Source organism: Dinoroseobacter shibae DFL 12 = DSM 16493, from assembly GCF_000018145.1.
Lineage (GTDB): Bacteria > Pseudomonadota > Alphaproteobacteria > Rhodobacterales > Rhodobacteraceae > Dinoroseobacter > Dinoroseobacter shibae.
Genome location: NC_009952.1, coordinates 2,200,579 through 2,220,602 on the forward strand (window position 1 = coordinate 2,200,579; position 20,024 = coordinate 2,220,602).

The 20,024-nt window shown below is 67.0% G+C and carries 18 protein-coding genes; 9 read left to right on the forward strand and 9 right to left on the reverse strand.

Features of this window, described 5'->3' with window-relative positions:
- Positions 1-15: 15 nt before the first annotated feature.
- Positions 16-885, forward strand: a complete 870-nt coding sequence (gene metF, locus DSHI_RS10585; protein ID WP_012178750.1) for a methylenetetrahydrofolate reductase [NAD(P)H] — start codon at positions 16-18, stop codon at positions 883-885.
- A gap of 66 nt (positions 886-951) precedes the next feature.
- On the opposite strand, the gene DSHI_RS10590 is transcribed toward metF, so the two are convergent.
- Both DSHI_RS10590 and DSHI_RS10595 read right to left on the reverse strand, forming a co-directional pair.
- A complete protein-coding gene (locus DSHI_RS10590) occupies positions 952-1,536 on the reverse strand; it encodes a c-type cytochrome (RefSeq protein ID WP_012178751.1) in 585 nt (194 codons plus the stop codon).
- The gene (locus tag DSHI_RS10595) at positions 1,533-2,792 is read right to left on the reverse strand and encodes a PQQ-dependent sugar dehydrogenase (RefSeq protein ID WP_012178752.1); all 1,260 of its coding nucleotides are present in this window, start codon (positions 2,790-2,792) and stop codon (positions 1,533-1,535) included. Before DSHI_RS10595 ends, DSHI_RS10590 begins: the two co-directional genes overlap by 4 nt.
- 151 nt (positions 2,793-2,943) lie before the next feature.
- Here DSHI_RS10595 and DSHI_RS10600 point away from each other — a divergent pair, with 151 nt between their 5' ends.
- Complete coding sequence (locus DSHI_RS10600) at positions 2,944-3,411, forward strand: PaaI family thioesterase (protein ID WP_012178753.1); 468 nt, start codon at positions 2,944-2,946, stop codon at positions 3,409-3,411.
- Positions 3,412-3,501: 90 nt separating this feature from the next.
- Here DSHI_RS10600 and DSHI_RS10605 read toward each other — a convergent pair whose 3' ends face one another.
- Positions 3,502-4,575 (reverse strand): DUF2235 domain-containing protein, encoded by a 1,074-nt coding sequence (locus DSHI_RS10605; protein WP_012178754.1) that lies wholly within the window; start codon positions 4,573-4,575, stop codon positions 3,502-3,504.
- Positions 4,576-4,980: 405 nt separating this feature from the next.
- Here DSHI_RS10605 and DSHI_RS10610 point away from each other — a divergent pair, with 405 nt between their 5' ends.
- Complete coding sequence (locus DSHI_RS10610; RefSeq protein ID WP_012178755.1) at positions 4,981-5,730, forward strand: VPLPA-CTERM sorting domain-containing protein; 750 nt, start codon at positions 4,981-4,983, stop codon at positions 5,728-5,730.
- Positions 5,731-5,808: 78 nt separating this feature from the next.
- Here DSHI_RS10610 and DSHI_RS22315 read toward each other — a convergent pair whose 3' ends face one another.
- The gene (locus tag DSHI_RS22315; RefSeq protein WP_157865315.1) at positions 5,809-6,267 is read right to left on the reverse strand and encodes a hypothetical protein; all 459 of its coding nucleotides are present in this window, start codon (positions 6,265-6,267) and stop codon (positions 5,809-5,811) included.
- A 35-nt stretch (positions 6,268-6,302) separates the two neighbouring features.
- The gene (locus DSHI_RS10615; protein WP_012178756.1) at positions 6,303-8,600 is read right to left on the reverse strand and encodes a xanthine dehydrogenase family protein molybdopterin-binding subunit; all 2,298 of its coding nucleotides are present in this window, start codon (positions 8,598-8,600) and stop codon (positions 6,303-6,305) included.
- A gap of 121 nt (positions 8,601-8,721) precedes the next feature.
- Between DSHI_RS10615 and DSHI_RS10620 the strand changes: the two genes are divergently transcribed.
- The 3 genes from DSHI_RS10620 (at position 8,722) to DSHI_RS10630 (ending at position 13,630) form a co-directional block, all read left to right on the forward strand.
- Positions 8,722-11,835, forward strand: coding sequence for a valine--tRNA ligase (locus DSHI_RS10620; RefSeq protein WP_012178757.1), 3,114 nt, complete (start codon positions 8,722-8,724; stop codon positions 11,833-11,835).
- Between the two features lie 373 nt (positions 11,836-12,208).
- Complete coding sequence (locus tag DSHI_RS10625; RefSeq protein WP_012178758.1) at positions 12,209-13,327, forward strand: pyridoxal phosphate-dependent aminotransferase; 1,119 nt, start codon at positions 12,209-12,211, stop codon at positions 13,325-13,327.
- A gap of 87 nt (positions 13,328-13,414) precedes the next feature.
- Positions 13,415-13,630: a hypothetical protein gene (locus tag DSHI_RS10630; protein ID WP_012178759.1), complete on the forward strand. Its 216-nt coding sequence runs from the start codon at positions 13,415-13,417 to the stop codon at positions 13,628-13,630.
- Here the strand turns inward: DSHI_RS10630 and DSHI_RS10635 are convergent.
- Both DSHI_RS10635 and DSHI_RS10640 read right to left on the reverse strand, forming a co-directional pair.
- Entirely contained in the window at positions 13,627-14,883 is a 1,257-nt protein-coding gene (locus tag DSHI_RS10635) for a pyridoxal-phosphate-dependent aminotransferase family protein (protein WP_012178760.1), read from the reverse strand. The genes DSHI_RS10630 and DSHI_RS10635 overlap by 4 nt on opposite strands.
- 52 nt (positions 14,884-14,935) lie before the next feature.
- Positions 14,936-15,631 (reverse strand): TIGR04283 family arsenosugar biosynthesis glycosyltransferase, encoded by a 696-nt coding sequence (locus DSHI_RS10640; RefSeq protein ID WP_012178761.1) that lies wholly within the window; start codon positions 15,629-15,631, stop codon positions 14,936-14,938.
- Between the two features lie 89 nt (positions 15,632-15,720).
- On the opposite strand from DSHI_RS10640, the gene ygfZ reads away from it, so the two are divergent.
- Positions 15,721-16,506: a CAF17-like 4Fe-4S cluster assembly/insertion protein YgfZ gene (ygfZ, locus tag DSHI_RS10645; RefSeq protein ID WP_012178762.1), complete on the forward strand. Its 786-nt coding sequence runs from the start codon at positions 15,721-15,723 to the stop codon at positions 16,504-16,506.
- Between the two features lie 15 nt (positions 16,507-16,521).
- Here ygfZ and DSHI_RS10650 read toward each other — a convergent pair whose 3' ends face one another.
- Both DSHI_RS10650 and efp read right to left on the reverse strand, forming a co-directional pair.
- Positions 16,522-16,968: a DUF4399 domain-containing protein gene (locus DSHI_RS10650; RefSeq protein WP_012178763.1), complete on the reverse strand. Its 447-nt coding sequence runs from the start codon at positions 16,966-16,968 to the stop codon at positions 16,522-16,524.
- A 330-nt stretch (positions 16,969-17,298) separates the two neighbouring features.
- Entirely contained in the window at positions 17,299-17,862 is a 564-nt protein-coding gene (gene efp / locus DSHI_RS10655) for an elongation factor P (RefSeq protein WP_044027775.1), read from the reverse strand.
- A 213-nt stretch (positions 17,863-18,075) separates the two neighbouring features.
- Here efp and DSHI_RS10660 point away from each other — a divergent pair, with 213 nt between their 5' ends.
- On the forward strand, positions 18,076-18,396 hold the full coding sequence (locus tag DSHI_RS10660) for a DUF6280 family protein (protein WP_012178765.1): 321 nt from the start codon (positions 18,076-18,078) through the stop codon (positions 18,394-18,396).
- Positions 18,397-18,561: 165 nt separating this feature from the next.
- Positions 18,562-20,022: a cobyric acid synthase gene (locus tag DSHI_RS10665; protein ID WP_012178766.1), complete on the forward strand. Its 1,461-nt coding sequence runs from the start codon at positions 18,562-18,564 to the stop codon at positions 20,020-20,022.
- Positions 20,023-20,024: the final 2 nt, after the last annotated feature.

A 20,024-nucleotide genomic window follows, 5' to 3' on the forward strand; every position in this document is an offset into this window, starting at 1 on the left:
AATCAGGAAATCCCCATGTCCGCACCGCGCGTGTCTTTCGAATTCTTCCCGCCCCAGTCCATCGCAGCCTCCTTCCGGCTGTGGGATACGGTCCGGACCCTTGCTCCGCTCGACCCGAGCTTCGTCTCCGTCACCTACGGTGCGGGGGGCACGACCCGCAAGCTGACCCATGACGCGGTGGCCACGATCGGGCAGAACTACGGGCTGAACGTGGCCGCGCACCTGACCTGCGTCGAGGCGACCCGCGCCGAGACCCTGGAGATCGCCGAGGGCTACGCCGCGGCGGGTGTGACCGAGATCGTCGCCCTGCGCGGCGACCCGCCCAAGGGTGCCGACCGCTTCACCGCGGCCCAAGACGGCTTTGCCAGCTCGGTCGAGCTGATCGAGGCGCTGGCCGCCACGGGCAAGTTCACCCTGCGCGTGGGGGCCTACCCGGACCAACACCCGGAAGCCGCGAGTGCCGACGCGGATGTCGACTACCTCAAGCGCAAGATCGACGCGGGCGCCCACTCGGCGATCACCCAGTTCTTCTTCGAGGCCGAGACGTTCTTCCGCTTCCGCGATCGCTGCGCCAAGGCGGGGATCGACGCGCCCATCATCCCGGGCATCATCCCGATCGAGAATTGGACACGGGCGCGCCAGTTCGCCCTGCGCTGCGGCACCAAGGTGCCCGCCTGGCTCGACGAGGCTTATGCCGCGGCCATCCGGGATGGTCGCGAGGACCTTCTGTCCATCGCATTGACCACCGAGCTGTGCACCGAGTTGCGCGAGGGCGGGGTCGAGGACCTGCATTTCTACACGCTCAACAAGCCCGAATTGACCCGGGAGGTCTGCGCGGCCCTCGGCGTGACGCCCAAGGCCGGGCTCGCCGAAGTCGCGGCCTGAGCGACCCCGACCCGATATCCCGCGCAGGTCGCGGGCGGGCCTCCCCCCGCCCCGGCGCGCGTCTTCCTATTCCGCCATCTCGATCTCGAGCGTGATCGCGGCGTACCAATCGGCGATCTCCCGGATCTCGGCATCGGACAGCTCCGCGGCCACCTCCGACATGATGTCATGCTGGCGCTGGCCTCGTTTGTACGCCTTGAGCTGGGTGTCGATGTAGATGTTCGTCTCTCCCGCCAGGTTCGGCGCGTCCAACAGCTGCGAGATCCCGTTCGCGCCATGGCAGGACACGCAGGCCTGCGGCGCATCCTCCGCCTGCACGCCCTCGGGCAGCGTGGCGCGCGCCGCATGGGCCGCATACCAGGCCGCCACGTCCGAGATCTGCTGCGCGCTGAGCCCCGCGGTGACCACGCTCATCATCTCGTGGACCCGCGCGCCGGTCTTGAAGGCCATCAACTGCGCCTCCAGGTACTCCTCCGGCTCCCCGCCGATATGGGGCGCGATGGGGATCGCCGCCATCCCGTCCAACCCGTGACAGGTGCGGCACATATTGGCGATCTTGCGCCCCGCGACCGGGTCATCCGCGACCGCCGGTGCCGGGGCGCCCCCGGCGAGCATCAGCCCGCCGAGAACCGTGATCAGGGCCTGCCTCATTCGGCGGGCATCCCAACATAGGCGATCCGCCAGATCGCCCCGGCGAAGTCATCCGAGACCAGCATCGAGCCATCGGGCAGGAATTCGATGTCCATCGGACGCCCGCGATACTCGCCGGTCTCTTCGTTCAGCCAGCCATCGGCGAATACCTCCGCGCCCACCGCATCCCCGGTTTCGGGATCGAGGGCAGTGAACATCACCCGGGCGCCCACCGGCGTGGTGCGGTTCCAGGACCCGTGCTGCGCCCAGAAGATGCCCCCATGATACGCCTCGGGGAAGCTGCTGTCGTGGTAGAACCGCATGCCCAGATCCGCCGCATGGGCGGTCAGCTCAAGTTGCGGCTCGACAAAGGTCACCCCCTCGGGCCGGGGGAAATCCGCCTCCGAGACGATCTCGACCCGGGCATTGGTCCAGGGGAAGCCGAAATGCTGACCCGCCTCGGTCTGCCGGTTCAACTCGCCCGGCGGGATATCGTCGCCCATCCCGTCGACCTGGTTGTCGGTCCACCACAACTCACCCGTCGCCGGGTTGAAATCCTGCCCGACCGAGTTGCGCACGCCGCGGGTATAGACCTCGCGCTCTGAGCCGTCGGTGTTCATCCGGATGATGCCGCCGATGCCGATCTCGTCATACATCTCGATCTTGTCCAGCGGCTGCACGTTGTGCGGCTGGCCGAGCGAGACATAAAGCTTGCCGTCCGGGCCGATGTCGCACACCCGGGCGGAGTGGTTGAAGCTCTCTTCCTCGACCGGGATCAACTCGCCCTGCGGCACCACGGTGCCCACGGCGATATCCGGACTCTCGAAGAAGAACTCGGCAGCCGGGAAGACCAGGATGCGGTTCCGCTCGGCGATGTACAGGAACCCGTCCGGCGAGAAACACGGCCCGTTGGGGATGTCGAAGGTGACCGAAGGCGCGAAGTCCTTGACCTCATCGGCGACCCTGTCGCGATCCCGGTCGACGATGGACCAGACCTTGTCCTTGCGCGTGCCGGCGAACAGGACGGTGCCCTGGGGCGCCATGGACATCGAGCGGGCATCGGGCACAACCGCATAGAGGCTGACCTCGAAGCCGTCGGGCACGTTGATGTGCTGGATGATGTTGCGCAGCGCCTCGGCCCGGTCGCCGCCCTGATCGATGAAGGTGAATGTCGCGCCGGTTTTCTGCATGTTGGACAATTTTTCCATGTTGTCCTGCGCGTGCGCGACGCCGGTCGCCGCGACGCACAGCGCCACGGACCCGAGTAGTGATTTCATGTTTTCCTCCCAAAGTGGTCTGATGAACTTACCAATATTGGGTCATTATTTCCGATTCGAGAAGAATTGATTTACGTCAACTTATGCTTACAATACGCCCGAGAATCGGTCATAAAGCACTGAAACTGCTGTTCTTTCAACTGGATAGGTTGTGTCAGAACCCTTCATCCCCTCGACATTAGATGACCTGAAGGCAGTGACGGGCCTTGCATTCATGCAGGCAGTGCTGTCAGGCAAACTACCAAGTCCTCCCATGGCAGAAACGCTAGGCTACCGTCTGACCGAAGTCGCTCCGGGCCGCGTGGTGTTCACCGGCACGCCCGATCCGGCGCATTGCAACCCCATGGGCGGGGTCCATGGCGGCTGGTACGGCACCCTGCTCGATAGCGCGATGGGCTGCGCGGTGATGACAACCGTGCCGAAGGGCCGCCTCTACACGACGCTGGAGTACAAGATCAACATCACCCGCGCCCTGCCACCGGGCACCCGGATCGCCGCCGAAGGGGTCGTCGATCACGGGGGCCGGACCACCGCCGTGGCCCATGGCGAGATCCGCGGCCTGGCCGATGGCAAACTCTATGCCACCGGCACGACGACCTGCCTGATCCTGAACGGCTGAGCCCGCCCGCGCCAGCACGCGCCGCTCCTCGCGCGGCGCACTACGCCGCCCCGCGCGCACCACCCCTTGCGCCGGATCCGGCGGACCTTGTCAGGACCGGGCGCCACGCCGCGGAAGGCGCAGCCGGGCACGCAGCCGCGGAAGATCCCCCCGCGGCATGGTCCACAGCCCTTGCGTCGCGCGCCGCAGAAACGGGATCTTCGGAATGCGGGGAACCGACTCGTGCAGGCTCTCGGACCGGTCCAAACCGACCTTGCGCGCGCCGCGCAGCAAGAACAGCTTACCCCAACGCCGCCAGGACCCCATCGAGGGCGCCGCGGCGTCGCGCGGGAACCGGTCCTGCCACCGGTCCGGCAGGCGCAGCCCGCAACTCTCCGCCTGCTCCAGTATCCAGACCAGCGGAATATTCGCCAGCGGACGCGCCGGGGCAAAGCCCGCAAGCTGCCCGCCGATATCGCCATGGGTGCCGCGGAACCAGACCTGCTCCACATGCCCGTTCCAGCCTGGCGGACAGGTCCACAGCACCGGCGCGAAAGCCAACCGCCGCTCGTTCAGCGCCAGCGCGTGGAACCCGTGCCTGACCGACGCGCTCAGCTGGTCGGAATGGAACTCGGTCGCCATGGGGGCCAGCCGCCACAGAACCGGCGCGCGGATGCCCAGCGCCTTGACCGTATCCCAGGCCCCGATCATCTCGATCGGCACGTCCCGGTGGCAATAGCGGGCAGCGAATTTCGCCGCCCAACGGCTGCCCCGCCGCTCCTGGTAATAGCGATAGAGCTGGCCCACCCGGGCATCGGTCGCCGCCTCCGGGCGCAGCAGGCCCATTTGGTCGATCACCCCGGCCAGCGACCGCACCGCATAGGCCCCCCGCGAATAGCCCAGCAGGAAGATCCGATCCCCGGGCCGGTAGCGATGGGCGAGAAACCGGTAGGCCCGGCGGATCTGCCGGTTGATGCCGATCCCCGCGATCACCTCGATGCTGCGGCGCCAGCCCTGCCACTGGATGCCGGGCTCGTAGAACAGGGTGACATGGGGGTCCCGCCGGTCCCGGATCAGCTTGTAGGCCAGCCCCGCATTCGTCTCCCGCCCGGGCATGAGCGACGACATCGTCCCATCGAGAATGACGATGTGGTCGGTGGGGGTATGGACGGAAGGGGCCGCCATGGGTCAGGTCCGGGTACTCATGCTCATAGTATCCCGAACTTATCGCAAATGTGTAAATCAAACCTGTTTCACGTCCCCGTGGCGCCCGGGAATTGTTCTGACACTGGGCACAATTCATTCGAACCCAAAACACTCCCCCCACAGGCCTACAAATCGATGACGCAACGTTATGGACGCGACCTGCCCGGCCACCCGATCCCGACCCCTGCCAAGGTTTCAAGCATGATCCCAATCAAGCCCTTGATTTTTATATCTATTCCACCGAAAAGGCAAACCTCGCCCCCGGCCCAAGCGACCCGTGCTCTGCAAGACGCTCCCATAGCCCTCCTCCGCCCGCCGATTGACGACTCGGACCACGCGCAGTAGCCAACGATCCAGTAATGGTGAACCCGAGTTGAGGCTCCAATGAAAATCCTGTTCTGCACTTGCGCCGCGCTGGCGCTTGCTCCCGCCATGGTATCGGCGGCCACCCTTGTGACGCTGACCGATCCCGTCGGCGACAAGCTCTTCAATGTCGAAACCAAGGTCGATCAGACACCCAGTTCCGGCAAAACCGGCGGCAAGGACGTCTTCGTGCGCTCGGACGAGCACACGGGGGACGACAACGACTCGCAGGACGTCACCTGGGTGAACGGCCAGACATACAACTGGACGCTGGGTTACAACTCCACCACCGGCATCCTGGATTATACGGTGAGCGACGGGACCGGGCTCATCACCTCGTCCAATGACGTGCTGATCGGGGATCTGGGCGCGGTGAAGCTTGTGGCCAAGGCGCTGAACCGGGAAGACACCAAGCGGGGTCGCGGGTTCATCTTCGACGAAACCAACCCCACCGGCACGTCGGTAGATATCTCGGTGACCGAGGCCAATGGCATGGCCCAGTCCGTCTCGATCTTCGACGACCTGAGCAATTCCGGCGAAACCGGCGTCATTTTCGCGCTCGACAGCGGCGAACCGATCACCTCGCTGTCGGGGACCTTCGTGTTCGACTGGGATGCAGGCGCCTGGGACAAGTCGCCGAATGGCCGTCTGGCCTTCCTGGTGAAGGGCTACGAGGCCACCGCGCCCGTGCCGCTGCCGGCGAGCGTTCTGCTGCTGGGCGCCGGGATCGCGGGTCTCGGCCTGGCCCGGCGCAAGCGCCGCGCCGCTTAAACGACGGGTCTTCGACCAAGGCGAACGGCGCTCTTCGGAGCGCCGTTTTTACGTCCAGTGTATGACGCAATGAAAATTCTAGTCGCCGACAAACGATTTCGGACGTGGTTTAAGAAAGTCCGGGTATTTAAGTTTTTCCAATTCTTCCATGTAAAGCGCAAACCGCTGCCAATCTCGGCGTGTCATCGAAAGGCCATACCCCGGCCAATCTTGGCACACCGTTCGCTCTACCGCGTCAAGAGGTTGGAACTCCTCCGTCGGGCCCTCACCAATCAGAGTGATACACTTCCGGCGGATAAATTTGAAAACCGCGCTGTCATTTTCGGCATATGTGACGCAGTCTTCACGAACGGAAGGCTCCCAACCACACCAAAGAAACGCCGCCTGGTTTATATTGTAATCAGGCTTTGCTCGCCACTTTGCAATCTTTGCAGGTCTCTTGCAGTCTTTGCGATCACTAGGGAAAAAGCGTTTCCAAACGCGCTCTGCTAGAAAACGGCCAACTCCACTTAAGACACCTTCAATGAACTGGAGCATGATCATATTCGTTCGCCCACAACACAGGCGCGCCCCTACTCAGCCGCGTGAACGCGGTCCGACAGCATCTCCCAGACCCGCGCCGGGGTGAAGGGCATGTCCACCTTGCGCAGGCCCAGGTCCCAGACCGCATCCTGCACCGCGTTGGCCACCGCCGCCAGCGCGCCCACGGTTCCGGCCTCGCCGCAGCCTTTCATACCCAGCACATTGTTCTTCGACGGCACCGGCTCGGTATAGAAGGCGATCATCGGCACATCATCCGCCCGCGGCATGCCGTAATCCATGAAGCTCGCGGTCAGAAGCTGCCCATCCGCGTCATAGACCACATGCTCGGTGATCGCCTGCCCGATACCCTGCACCACGCCGCCATGGACCTGCCCCTCGGCCAGGCGCGGATTGATGAGCACGCCGAAATCGTCCACCACGGTGTAGCGGTCCACCGCGACCACGCCGGTCTCCTGATCGATCTCCACCTCGCAGACATGGGCGCCATTGGGAAAGGACCGGCCCGGCAGGGTCGCCTCCGCCTCATGGGTCAAGAGCGCGGTTTCCCCCGCCGCCCGGGCGGCGTCGGCCGCCTCGATCATGGTCATCACCACGTTGGACCCCTCGGCCCGGAACGATCCGTCCTCGAACGTGACCTGCGCAGGATCGACGCCCATCCGGTCGGCGAGGAACGGCGCGAAGGCCGCAATGGCCACGTCCACCATGGCGCGCGTCGCCTGGCTCTGCACCGTGACCGACCGCGACCCGCCGGTGCCGCCCCCCTTGGCAATCAGATCGCTGTCGCCCTGGACGATGCGGATCCGCTCCGGCGGGATGCCGGTCATCTCGTGCAGAACCTGCACGAACACCGTCTCGTGCCCCTGCCCGTTCGACTGCGTACCCACGTAGAGCGTGACGGTCCCGTCCGCCTCGAACACCATCTTCGCGCCTTCGCTGGGATCGCCCAGAATGGCCTCGATGTAGTAACACAGCCCCTGCCCACGCAAGCGCCCCTGCGCGGCACTGGCCGCCTTGCGCGCGGCGAACCCGGCGCGGTCGGATTCCGCCGCGGCCCGGTCCAGCACCCGGGCGAACTCGCCCACGTCATAGGTCTCCCCCGACGGCGCGGCATAGGGCATCTGCTCGGGCGCGATGAAGCATCGCTTGCGCAACTCCCACGGATCGACGCCGAGGGTCCGCGCCGCGTGATCCATCGCCCGCTCCAGGGTATAGATCGCCTCGGGCCGCCCGGCCCCGCGATAGGCATCCACCTGCGTGGTGTTGGTATAGATGCCGCGCACCCGCATATAGGCGTGCTGCACGTCATAGACGCCGGTCATCACCTTCATCGCCAGGTTGGTCTGGATCGCTTGCGCGAATTGGGAGTTATAGGCGCCGAGATTGCTCAGCACATCCGCCCGAAACCCCACCAGCCGCAGGTCTTCGTCAAAGGCCAGCTCCACATCCGAGACCAGGTCGCGGCCCGCATTGTCGCTCAGCATCGCCTCGCCCCGGTCCGACATCCACCGGCACGGACGCCCCAGCACCCGGGCTGCATGAGCCACCACGAAATACTCCGGATAGGCCATCGCCTTCATCCCGAACCCGCCGCCCACATCCGGGTTGGTGACGCGCACCTCCTCGGGGGACAGCCCGAGATTGCGGCACAGCTGCCCCTTCATCGCCCAGACGCCCTGGCCGTTATGGGCCAGATGCAGACGCCCCTCGGTCACCTCGGCATAACAGCCGCGCGGCTCCATGGAATTCACGATGATCCGGTTGTCCTCGACCACCAGCCCGACCCGGTGCGCGGCAGCGGCGAAGGCCGCCTCGACCGCCGCCTCGTCGCCGCAGGCCCAGTCGAAGGCCACGTTGTCCTCTGCCTCCGGGTGGAGGGTCGCGCCCCCCGGCACCGGGTCGATCTTGGCCGGCAGGTCGTCGATCTCCAGGGCGATCGCCTCCACCGCGTCCCGGGCCTGGGCCAATGTCTCGGCGAATACCATTGCGACGGGCTCGCCCACGAAACGCACGCGCCCCTGGGCCAGCAGGGGCCGCTTCGGCCCCGCCGCGCGGGACCCGTCACGATTGGCCAGGACCGTGGCCTGCATGTCCATCCGCACGCCCGCCGCCGCCAAGTCCTCCCCGGTCAGCACCAGCGCCACACCGGGCATCGCCGCCGCCGCCGAAGTGTCCAGCCCGGTGATCTCCCCATGGGCCACGTCCGAGCGCAACACCGCCCCGTACAGCGCGCCCTCCGGAGCGATATCGTCCACATACCGCCCACCGCCGGTCAGAAACCGCACATCTTCGATACGCGCCGCCGATTGGCTGATCCCGAACTTGTCCATCATGTTCCCCATGCTCTGTCGCGCTGAACTCTAGCCCCATGCGCGCCCCTGTCCAGCCCGCCCCCTTTCCCTTTCCACGGGCTTTCGTTATCTCCTCGGCCAAGTGCAAAGGATGACCGCGATGCCCATGGAAAAAACCTTCAACGCCGCCGAGGCCGAACCCCGTCTCTATGCCCGGTGGGAGGCGGAGGGATGCTTTGCGGCCGGCGCGAACGCATCGCGGGACGAGACCTTCTGCGTGATGATCCCGCCGCCCAACGTCACGGGCTCTCTGCATATGGGGCACGCGTTCAACAACACGCTCCAGGACATCCTGATCCGCTGGAAACGGATGCAGGGCTACGACACGCTCTGGCAGCCGGGCACGGACCACGCGGGGATCGCCACGCAGATGGTGACCGAGCGCGAAATGGCCGCGAACGGCGAGCCGACCCGCGCCGAGATGGGCCGCGCGAAATTCCTCGCCCGCGTCTGGGAACAGAAGGTCAAATCCCGCGGCACCATCATCGGCCAGCTCAAGCGCATCGGCGCCTCCTGCGACTGGTCGCGCGAAGCCTTCACCATGGGCGGTGCCGACGGCGACCCCGAGAAGGGCAACGGCCCGAATTTCCACGACGCGGTCATCAAGGTCTTCGTCGACATGTACGACAAGGGCCTGATCTACCGCGGCAAGCGGCTGGTGAACTGGGACCCGCATTTCGAGACCGCGATCTCCGATCTCGAGGTCGAGAATATCGAGACCCCGGGTCATATGTGGCACTTCAAATACCCGCTCGCAGGCGGCGAGACCTACGAATATGTCGAGAAGGACGCGGACGGCACCGTCACCCTGCGCGAGACCCGCGACTACATCTCCATCGCCACGACCCGGCCCGAAACCATGCTGGGCGACGGCGCGGTCGCGGTGCACCCATCGGATGAACGTTACGCGCCAATCGTCGGAAAGCTCTGTGAAATCCCTGTCGGACCCAAGGAACACCGCCGCCTGATCCCGATCATCACCGATGAATACCCGGACCCGACCTTCGGCTCGGGCGCGGTGAAGATCACCGGCGCGCATGACTTCAACGACTACCAGGTCGCCAAGCGCGGCGGCATCCCGATGTACCGGCTGATGGACACCAAGGCCCGGATGCGCGATGACGGCGCCCCCTATGCCAAGGCCGCCGCCATCGCCATGGAAGTCGCCGAAGGCACCCGCACGCTCGACGAGGCCGAGGCCGACAGCCTCAACCTGGTGCCCGACGATCTGCGCGGACTCGACCGGTTCGAAGCCCGCAAGGCGGTGGTTGACCAGATCACCGCCGAAGGCCTCGCCGTCATGGTCCCCAACCCCGCCGCAGCCGCATCCACCGAGGAGGGCGCGGCCGCGACCGAGGAGGTCCCGGCCTTCCTCCCCCTGGTCGAGTCCAAACCGATCATGCAGCCCTTCGGCGACCGTTCGAAAGTTGTGATCGAACCGATGCTCACCGACCAGTGGTTCGTGGATGCCGAGCAGATCGTCGGCCCCGCGCTCGACGCCGTGCGCAATGGCACCGTCAAGATCCTGCCCGAAAGCGGGGAAAAAACCTATTACCACTGGCTCGACAACATCGAGCCCTGGTGCATCTCCCGCCAGCTGTGGTGGGGCCACCAGATCCCGGTCTGGTACGGTCCCCGCCGGGTCGAGGTGAACGGGGTCGAAACCCTCGATTTCGATCCCGCCAATGCCGTGCATTTCGTCGCCCACTCGGTGGACGAAGCCCGGGCCAAGGCCGCGGGCTACTACGCCCTGCCCGACGCCGACAAGGTGATCATCGTGCGCTCCTTCCCGCGCGGCACCCCGGGCAGCGGCCCCACCGATGGCCGGGTCGATCCGATGACCGACGCGGTGGCGGCGGCCCAACGGGCCGAAGCGGTGCCCGACGCGATCCCGTTGGTGCAGGACCCGGATGTGCTCGACACCTGGTTCTCCTCGGGGCTCTGGCCCATCGGCACGCTGGGCTGGCCCGAGGACACCGAGGAGCTGCGCAAGTATTTCCCCACCTCCACTCTCGTGACCGGCCAGGACATCCTGTTCTTCTGGGTCGCGCGGATGATGATGATGCAACTGGCCGTCACCGGCGAGGTGCCCTTCCGCGAGGTCTACCTGCACGGCCTCGTGCGCGACGCCAAGGGCAAGAAGATGTCCAAATCCGTGGGCAACGTGGTCGACCCGCTGGAGATCATCGACGAGTACGGTGCGGATGCGCTGCGCTTCTCCTCGGCGGCCATGGCCAGCCTGGGCGGCGTGTTGAAACTCGACCTCCAACGGGTGCAGGGCTACCGCAATTTCGGCACCAAGCTGTGGAACGCCACTCGCTTTGCCGAGATGAACGAGGTCTTCACCGCCCACACCCAATCCGCCATGCCCCCCGGCTGCACCGAAACCGTGAACCGCTGGATCATCGGCGAGACCGCGAAAGTGCGCGAGGCGGTCGATACCGCCCTGGCCGAGTACAAGTTCAACGACGCCGCCAATGCGCTTTATGCCTTCGTCTGGGGCAAGGTCTGCGACTGGTACGTGGAATTCGCCAAACCGCTCCTGCTCGATGGCGATGACGCCACGAAGGCGGAAACCCGCGCCGTCATGGCCTGGGTGCTGGACCAATGCTTCATCCTGCTGCACCCGATCATGCCCTTCATCACCGAAGAACTCTGGGGCACAACCGGACAGCGCGACAAGATGCTCGTGCATGCGGACTGGCCGAGTTACGGGGCCGACCTGGTCGACGCCGACGCCGACCGCGAAATGAACTGGGTGATCTCGCTGATCGAAAGCGTGCGCTCCGTGCGCGCCCAGATGCGGGTGCCCGCGGGGCTCTACGTGCCCGTGGTGCAGGTCGCGCTCGATGAGGCCGGACAGCGCGCCTATGCCAATAACGAAACCCTGATCAAGCGGCTCGCCCGGATCGAAGGCATCACCAAGGCAGACACGGCTCCCAAGGGCGCGCTGACCATCCCGGTCGAAGGCGGCACCTTCGCCCTGCCTTTGGCGGACATCATCGACGTCAGCGCCGAAAAGGACCGGCTGGGCAAGACCCTCGCCAAGCTCCAGAAAGACCTGGGCGGTCTCAGGGGGCGGCTGTCGAACGCGAAGTTCGTGGCCTCCGCCCCGGCCGAAGTGGTCGAGGAAAACCGCGAACGCCTCGCGGCTGGCGAAGCCGAGCTTGCCACCCTCAGCGCCGCGCTGGAGCGTCTCGAAGAAGTCGGATAAACCCCGGCGTCTGCCGAAGGCACGACGCCGCGTGCGGAAAAGCGGGTTTCGAAGAAATCCCGCGGCCGCACCCGGTGGCAATCCTGGGCACCTCCGGCAGGGATATTTGCAGACTTGAACGTGACCAGCACCCCCTCCCCCTGAAGGTGGTGCAGAACCCACCCGGTTCCGGACGCGCGCCAAACCGAGCACCTGGCCTCGCACCGTCGCGAGACACCGCGCGCAGCAGCCGCCGCGAGACCGGATCTCCCACCCGCGCAGGCCCGGGAACCTTAAGGTTAACGCGCCCCTTTCCTCTGCGCGCAAATACTCACGCCCCGCGCGCAACCCGCGGCCCGTTGCGGCACGGCGCGCGGCAGGCTAATCCGGCACCATGACCCATACGCCCGGCCCCCGCTTCACCCCTCTCGCCCAGTCCCTGCCCGCCACGGTCCCCTTCGTCGGCCCCGAAACCCAGGAACGCGCCCGCGGCCGCCCCTTCGCCGCCCGGCTCGGCGCAAACGAGAGCGCCTTTGGCCCCTCGCCCCGGGCCGTGGCCGCCATGGCCGAGGCCGCGACCGGCGCGTGGATGTATGGCGACCCGGAAAGTCACGATCTGCGCGCGGCGCTGGCCGCCCATCACCGGGTCGGGATGGAGAACGTGATCGTCGGCGAAGGCATCGACGGGCTGCTGGGCTATCTCGTGCGGCTGCTGGTGGCGCCGGGCGATACGGTCGTGACCTCCGCCGGGGCTTATCCGACCTTCAACTACCATGTGGCGGGCTTCGGCGGCACGCTCCATGCGGTGCCTTACCGCGACGACCACGAGGACCCGCAGGCGCTCCTGGACATGGCCCGGGCGGTGGACGCCAAGGCGATCTATCTCGCCAACCCCGACAACCCCATGGGCAGCTGGCACGCCGCCGGTGTGATCACCGACATGATTGACGCACTGCCGCCCGGCTGTCTTCTGCTGCTGGACGAAGCCTATATCGAGCTTGCCCCCGACGGCACCGCCCCCGAGATCGCTCCGGACGACCCCCGCGTCATCCGCCTGCGCACCTTCTCCAAGGCCCGGGGACTGGCCGGCGCGCGGGTCGGCTACGGCATCGCCGCGCCCGGGCTGATTTCCGCCTTCGGCAAGGTGCGCAACCATTTCGGCATGAGCCGCGTCTCGCAAGCCGCGGCCCTCGCCGCGCTACAGGACAGCGACCACCTCGCGAAGGTGGTGGCCAAGACCGCCGCCGCCCGCACCCGGATCGCCGAGATCGGCGCGGCCCATGGCCTGCGCGCCCTACCCTCGGCCACCAATTTCGTCACGCTGGATTGCGGCGGTGACGGCGCGCGGGCCAAGGCCATCCTGGAGGCCCTGATCGCCCGGGACATCTTCGTCCGCATGCCCTTCGTCGCCCCCCAGGACCGCTGCATCCGCATCTCCTGCGGCACGCCGGAGATGCTCGATCTACTGGCAGAGCGCCTGCCGGATGCGCTCGCGGCCGCCACAAAGCCCTGATCGCTGCCGAAGGCCCACGAAATCCTAACTGGGATCACGGGGGTTTTGAGTTATCTTCTCCCGCAGACGCCATGCACGGAGGCCCCGATGCAGAACCAGATGCCCCAGCAGAACCGCCCCCCGGGCCGGGTGCAGGACTACACCCTGCCCTTCCTCGTCGCCTTCGGGGTCGTGCTCTTCTGCGTTCTGGGCTTCGTCTGGGCGCTCTACGGCTTCGTCCCGGCGCTGGCGGCGGCCTACCTGATCGACCAGTGGATCAAGCTCAAGCCGCTGCACCGCAACGGCATCAAGCCGCGCGACTAAGCCTCGGCCACCACCCCTGCCGCCGCCTCCAGCGCGCCCGGGCCGTGGGGGATGCCCAGCGCCTTCAGGCCCGCATCGACCGCCCCAAGTGCGCCCAGCACCATATGCGCGTTCACATGGCCCATGTGCCCGATACGGAAAAACCCGTGCCAGGCCGGATCGCCCGGCGGCGCCATCCCCAACCCGATGCCCAGGGTCAGGCCCGCATGCGCGGTCACCCAGTCGCGCAGGGCCGTCGCATGGGGCGCCTGCATCCGCACACAGGTGACCGCATGGCTCCGCAAGGCCGGATCGGCGACGTTCATCTCGACATGCCCCGCCCCCGGCCCCTGCCCCCAGGCCTCCAGCGCCGCCCAGACAGCGCGCGCCAGGGCGGCATGACGCGCCAGAACCGGCTCCAACCCCTCCTCGTGCAGGATCATCGTCAGCGCCTCGCGCAAGCCGTACAAGTGATGCGTCGGTGCGGTGCCGTAGAAATACTGGTAGAACGCCTCGGGCGAGACCCGCGTGGTCCAGTCCCAATAGGGGCTGACCAGCTCCAGCCGCGCCCGCGCCTCCGACGCCTTCTCGTTGAAATAAACGAACCCCATGCCCGGCGGCGTCATCAGCCCCTTCTGGCAGCCGGTCATCATCACGTCGACGCCCCACTCGTCCATGCGGAAGTCGTCGCAGGCCAGGCACGCGATGCAATCCACCATCAACAACGCCCCGTGCCCCGAGGCATCCATCGCCGCGCGCAGGGCCGCGATGTCGTTGCGCACCGAGGTCGCGGTATCCACCTGCACCGCCATCACCGCCTTGATCGTGCCTTGGGTGTCGCTGCGCAGGGTCGCCTCCACGAGGCCTGGATCGAACGTCCCCCGATCCCCGAAATCCAGGATCTCGACCGCCAGGCCCAGCCCCGTCGCCATGTTTGCCCAGTTGCGCGCGAACATCCCCGTGGCCACCACCAGAACCCGGTCGCCCCGCGCGCAGGTATTGGCCAGCGCGGCCTCCCAGACCCCGTGCCCGTTGGCGACATACAGCGCCACGTCCCCCGAACACCGCGCCACCGCCTTCAGGTCCGGCACCATCCCGTGAACCATCTCGACCAGCTCCCCGGTATAGATGTTGGGCGCGGGCCGGTGCATCGCCTTCAACACCCGGTCCGGAATGACCGAGGGCCCGGGAATGGCAAGATAGGGGCGCCCGTTGGCAAGGCTGACCGAGGGGCTTTTCGCAGGAGTTTTAACGGGATTTTTCGGGGGGCTCATGGGAGGCTCCGTTGAACAACCCGCACAGGACTAGGGCGGCCTCGCGGCAGGGTCAATCCCGCCCCGACGCCCCGCGATAGGCGCGCGCCAGCCGCGCGGGATCGGCCCCGCCCAGATACCGCACCAGCAGCGACAGGTTCCGCGCCCCCCGGCGCAGCCAGCCCTCCCGCTCGTACCGCGCCGCACTGGTCGACACCGTCACCCCCAGCGGCGCCAGCCGCCCGCGCAAGGCCCGCGCCAGGGCCACATCCTCCATCAACGGCAGATCCGGAATGCCCCCCACCTCGCGCAGCAGATCCCGGTGGATCAACAAGCCCTGATCGCCATAGGGCAACCCGAATGCCCGCGTGCGCAGGTTGGCCCACCCCGCCACGACCCGCGCCATGGGATGCCCGCTGTCGAACCGCAAATCGCCGTAGCGCGCGCGCCCGGCCTCCGGCAGCGCGTCGATCACCGCGCCGCTCCAACCCGGCCCAAGGGCCGTATCCGCATGCAGGATCAACAGCCACGGCGCCCTGGCCGCGGCCACCCCGCGGGCGATCTGCCCGCCCCGCCCCGGCGCGCCGGTGATCCAGACCGCGCCCGCGGCCTCGGCCACCCGCGCCGTGGCATCGCTCGAGCCGCCATCGGACAGGATCAGCTCCGCGATCAGCCCCGCCTCCAGCCCCTCGGTCAGGGCCGGCAGCGACCGGCGCAACCCGTGCTCGGCGTTCAGAACCGGCATGATGATCGACACGGGCGCGGGCATGGCCCCTCCGGGCGGAACAGACGAAAACCGGTCCCTTGTGGTCCGGCGCCAAACCTATATGTGAGGATCAGATTGAATGGGAGAGGGAAATGCCCGACCACAGCAGCCCCGCAACCGACCCCGTGATCGAGGCCGCCCCGGCCCGCGCCGTGATCCGCGTGACCGGCCGCGACGCCCGCGATTTCCTGCAGGGCATGGTCACCAACGATCTGGCCAAGGGGCTGGAGCACGGCCTCGTCTACGCCGCTCTGCTCAGCCCCCAGGGCAAGTACCTGGCGGATTTTTTCGTGCTCGCGCAGGATGACGCCCTGCTGCTCGACGCCCCCGAAGCGCTGGCGCCCGACCTGCTCAAACGGCTGACCATGTTCAAGCTGCGCGCCGACGTCACGCTTGAGAAAACCGAGATGCCCGTCGCCCGCGGCCTCGGCCCCGCGCCCGAAGGCGCCTTGGCGGACCCGCGCGACCCGGCCCTCGGCTGGCGCCTCTACGGTGTGGCGGGCGGGCCCGAGGTGACGGATTGGGACGCGCTCCGCGTCGCCCATCTTGTGCCGGAGGCCGGGACCGAACTGATCCCAAATGACAGCTACATCCTCGAGATGGGGTTCGAGCGTCTGCACGGCGTCGATTTCAAGAAGGGCTGCTATGTCGGCCAGGAGGTCGTCGCCCGGATGAAGCACAAGACCGAGCTGCGCAAGGGCCTCGCCCGGGTCGCGGTCGCGGGCGAGGCCGCTCCGGGCGACGAAATTACCGCAGGCGGCAAACCCGTCGGCGTGCTCGGGACCCGCAGCGGCGACCGGGCGCTGGCCTACCTGCGCTTCGACCGCGCCACCGGACCGATGGAGGCCGGGGCCGCCCGCGTCACCTGGACGCCCTGAGCCCCGGCCCGTCGCTTACTCGACGGTGACCGTGATCACCTCGGTCATGATCGGCGGATCATGGGGCACGTGGTTCATGTCCCCCACCACCAGCTGCATGGTGTGCTCCCCCGGCGGCAGGTCGAGCGTCACTTGCGTCTGCCCCCCGCCGAAATGGATGTGGTTCTCATCGGCCGGAATGCCGTAGAGCAGCTCCTCCGCCCCGTCCGGGCCCTCGCCCAGGGCCGGGCGGTTGAGCAGCAGGTGATGATGCCCCGTGGCCTCGTTCTCGACCCCGGCGGGGGCCACCCCCATCCCTTCGAGCCCGAAGACCACCGTCACCGGGCTGGACACCGTGGCCCCGTCTTCGAGGTTGACGAAATAGACCGCCGCGCCTTCGGGGGCGGGCGTGTCCCCGGCCCAGGCGGCCCCGGCCAGTGCCGCGGCCAGACCCGCCGCGATGAAGGTATTCCTGAATGTCATATGTAGTCCTCCCTGTGGTGGCAGACCACGGTTGTCCCGCGCCTGCCCTCAAGAAGATAGACCGGATCGCGCCGCTTCCAGACGCAATTTCCGGCGCGCGCTCCTCGGCGATTTGCGCAACGGTGATTCGCTGATCGGGCGAAATCGGGCGGGTTTACCCGAGGGAACCTTGATCGAATTGCACAGGACACCGCGCAAACCTTCCCCACGGGGAAGGTTTCAGGCCCCGATCCGGCCCTTGGGGCCCGGCTGGCCGAAACCGCGCCTGGGTCTTTTTCGGGGTTTTTCGGAATGCGCCGCCGCCGGGGCGTTGCGCGAAATAAATTTCGCTCAGGCGCGCTCGGAATATTCCATGGTCTCGGTGTTCACCACGATCGCCTCGTCCTGGCCCACGAAAGGCGGCACCATGACCTTCACCCCGTTGTCGAGGATCGCGGGCTTGAACGAATTGGCCGCGGTCTGCCCCTTCACCACCGGCTCGGTCTCGATTACCTTGCAGGTGACCTTCTGCGGCAGGGACGCGTTCAGCGCCTCGGACTCGTAATACTCGATCTGGATCGTCATGCCATCTTGCAGGAACGGACGCCGGTCGCCCAGGATTTCTGCAGGCAGTTCAATCTGTTCGTAGGTCTCGTTGTCCATGAACACGAGCATTCCATCGCTCTCGTAGAGGAATTGCTGGTCCTTCTGCTCCAGCCGCACCCGCTCCACCTTGTCGGCGCTGCGGAACCGCTCGTTGAGCTTGGAACCGTTACGCAGGTTGCGGAGTTCAACTTGGGCAAACGCACCGCCCTTGCCGGGCTTGACGTGATCGACCTTCACGGCGGCCCACAAACCGCCATTATGCTCCAGCACATTGCCGGGGCGTATTTCGTTTCCGTTGATCTTGGGCATGCGGTGAAACCATGGCAAAAGGTTGAACGAGGAGTGGCCGCTCCTATATCTGGCGGACGTGTCCGAAGCAAGCCGCATCAGGTTGCGTTAACCACGGCGACGCTATGCACAGGGAACATAACTGGTATAGAAAAAACGCAACCCAGAATCGGTGCGAAATCGTCATATTCGGCGCTACGCCTAAAAGACAAGAGCAATAATCAAGGATACCCCATGGCCGACTTCGTCGACTCGTCCGCTTTCAACTACGAACAGGGTCAGCGCGCGCGCAAACTCTTCGCTGCCGTTGTGCTTGCCGCCCTGGACGATGCAATTGCGGATGACAAGAAATACGGAAACGGCCCGGAGCAGATTGCGCGCTGGGCGCGTTCGCGCGATGGACGTGAAGTCCTGTCCTGCGCGGGCATCGACCCGAACGAGCGCGTGGTGAACGGGCTCATGGATTTCGTGGCGCAAGGCGTGCGGACCTCCGTCGCCCTGTCCCGCGAAGAGAGCGAGCGTCGCAACGCGGCGCAGCAGGCAAAAGCCGCCTGATCCCGCCCCTTCCGTTTTCGCGATTTAACGCGTGTCCGTCGGGCACGCGTTTTTTCGTGCGGGACATCACCCCTCCCGGGCGCTGACCGGGCGGCGGGCCGATCCGGGCTTGTCCCGGGGGCCGGGCCGGGTCTACTCCTGCCGGGGCCGAAACGCGGAGGGGACATGACACGAGCCATCATGGTGCAGGGGGCGGGCTCCAACGTGGGCAAGTCGATGATCGTGGCGGGGCTCGCACGGGCGTTCACCCGGCGCGGGTTGGTGGTGCGCCCCTTCAAGCCGCAGAACATGTCCAACAACGCCGCGGTCACCGCCGACGGGGGCGAGATCGGGCGCGCCCAGGCGCTGCAGGCCCGCGCGGCGGGCGTGGCCCCCAGCGTGCACATGAACCCCGTCCTGCTGAAACCCGAGACCGACACCGGCGCGCAGGTGATCGTCCAGGGCCAGCGCTTCGCCACCTTGCGCGCGCGGGACTACGCCAAGGCCAAGCCGCAGCTGCTGGCCCCGGCGGTCGACAGCTACCGGCGGCTCGCAGCCGAGGCCGAACTGGTGCTGATCGAAGGCGCGGGCAGCCCGGCGGAGATCAACCTGCGCGCGGGCGACATCGCCAATATGGGCTTTGCCGAGGCGGTGGAGGCCCCCGTGATCCTGGTGGGCGATATCGACCGGGGCGGCGTGATCGCGCAGCTGGTGGGCACCCACGCGATCCTGCCGCCACCCGACCGCGACCGCATTTCCGCATTTGCGGTCAACAAGTTCCGCGGCGATGTTCGACTGTTCGACGACGGCGTCACGGCGATTGCCGAGCGGACGGGATGGACCCCGCTGGGCGTGATCCCGTGGTTCGCGGACGCCTGGCGCCTGCCCGCCGAGGACGTGATGGACGTGGCCTCGCGAAGAGGCGGCGCGTTCAAGGTTGTGGTGCCACGGCTCAACCGGCTGGCCAATTTCGACGATCTCGATCCGCTGGCCACGGAGCCGGGCCTCAGCGTCGAGATCATCGAGGCCGGGCGCCCCCTGCCGCTCGACGCGGATCTGGTGCTGATCCCCGGCAGCAAGTCCACCATCGCGGATCTGGCGCATTTCCGCGCCCAGGGCTGGGATATCGACCTTGCGGCCATCGTGCGGCGTGGCGGGCATGTGGTCGGGGTCTGCGGCGGCTACCAGATGCTGGGCCGGACCATCGCGGACCCCGAGGGGATCGAGGGCGCCGCAACGCAGGTGCCGGGCCTCGGCCTGCTGGATGTGTCCACCGTGATGCGCCCGCAGAAGCACCTGCGCCTGACCCAGGCCACGGAGGTCGAGAGCGGCGCGGCGCTGGAGGGCTACGAGATCCATCTGGGTGAGACCACGGGGCCCGATTGCGCCCGACCCTGGCTGCGGGTCGGGGACCGGGCCGAGGGGGCGGTGAGCGCGTCGGGCCGGGTGCGCGGCTGCTACCTGCACGGGCTGTTCGCGTCGGATGCATTCCGGGCGGCGGTGCTGACGCGGCTGGGCGCGCCGGTCAGCGCGCGCAGCTTCGAGACGGAGGTGGAGGAGACGCTGGATGCACTCGCCGCCCATCTGGAGAGCCATATGGATCTCGACGCGGTGCTGGCCCAGGCCCGGCCCGTGCCGGAGCTGTGATC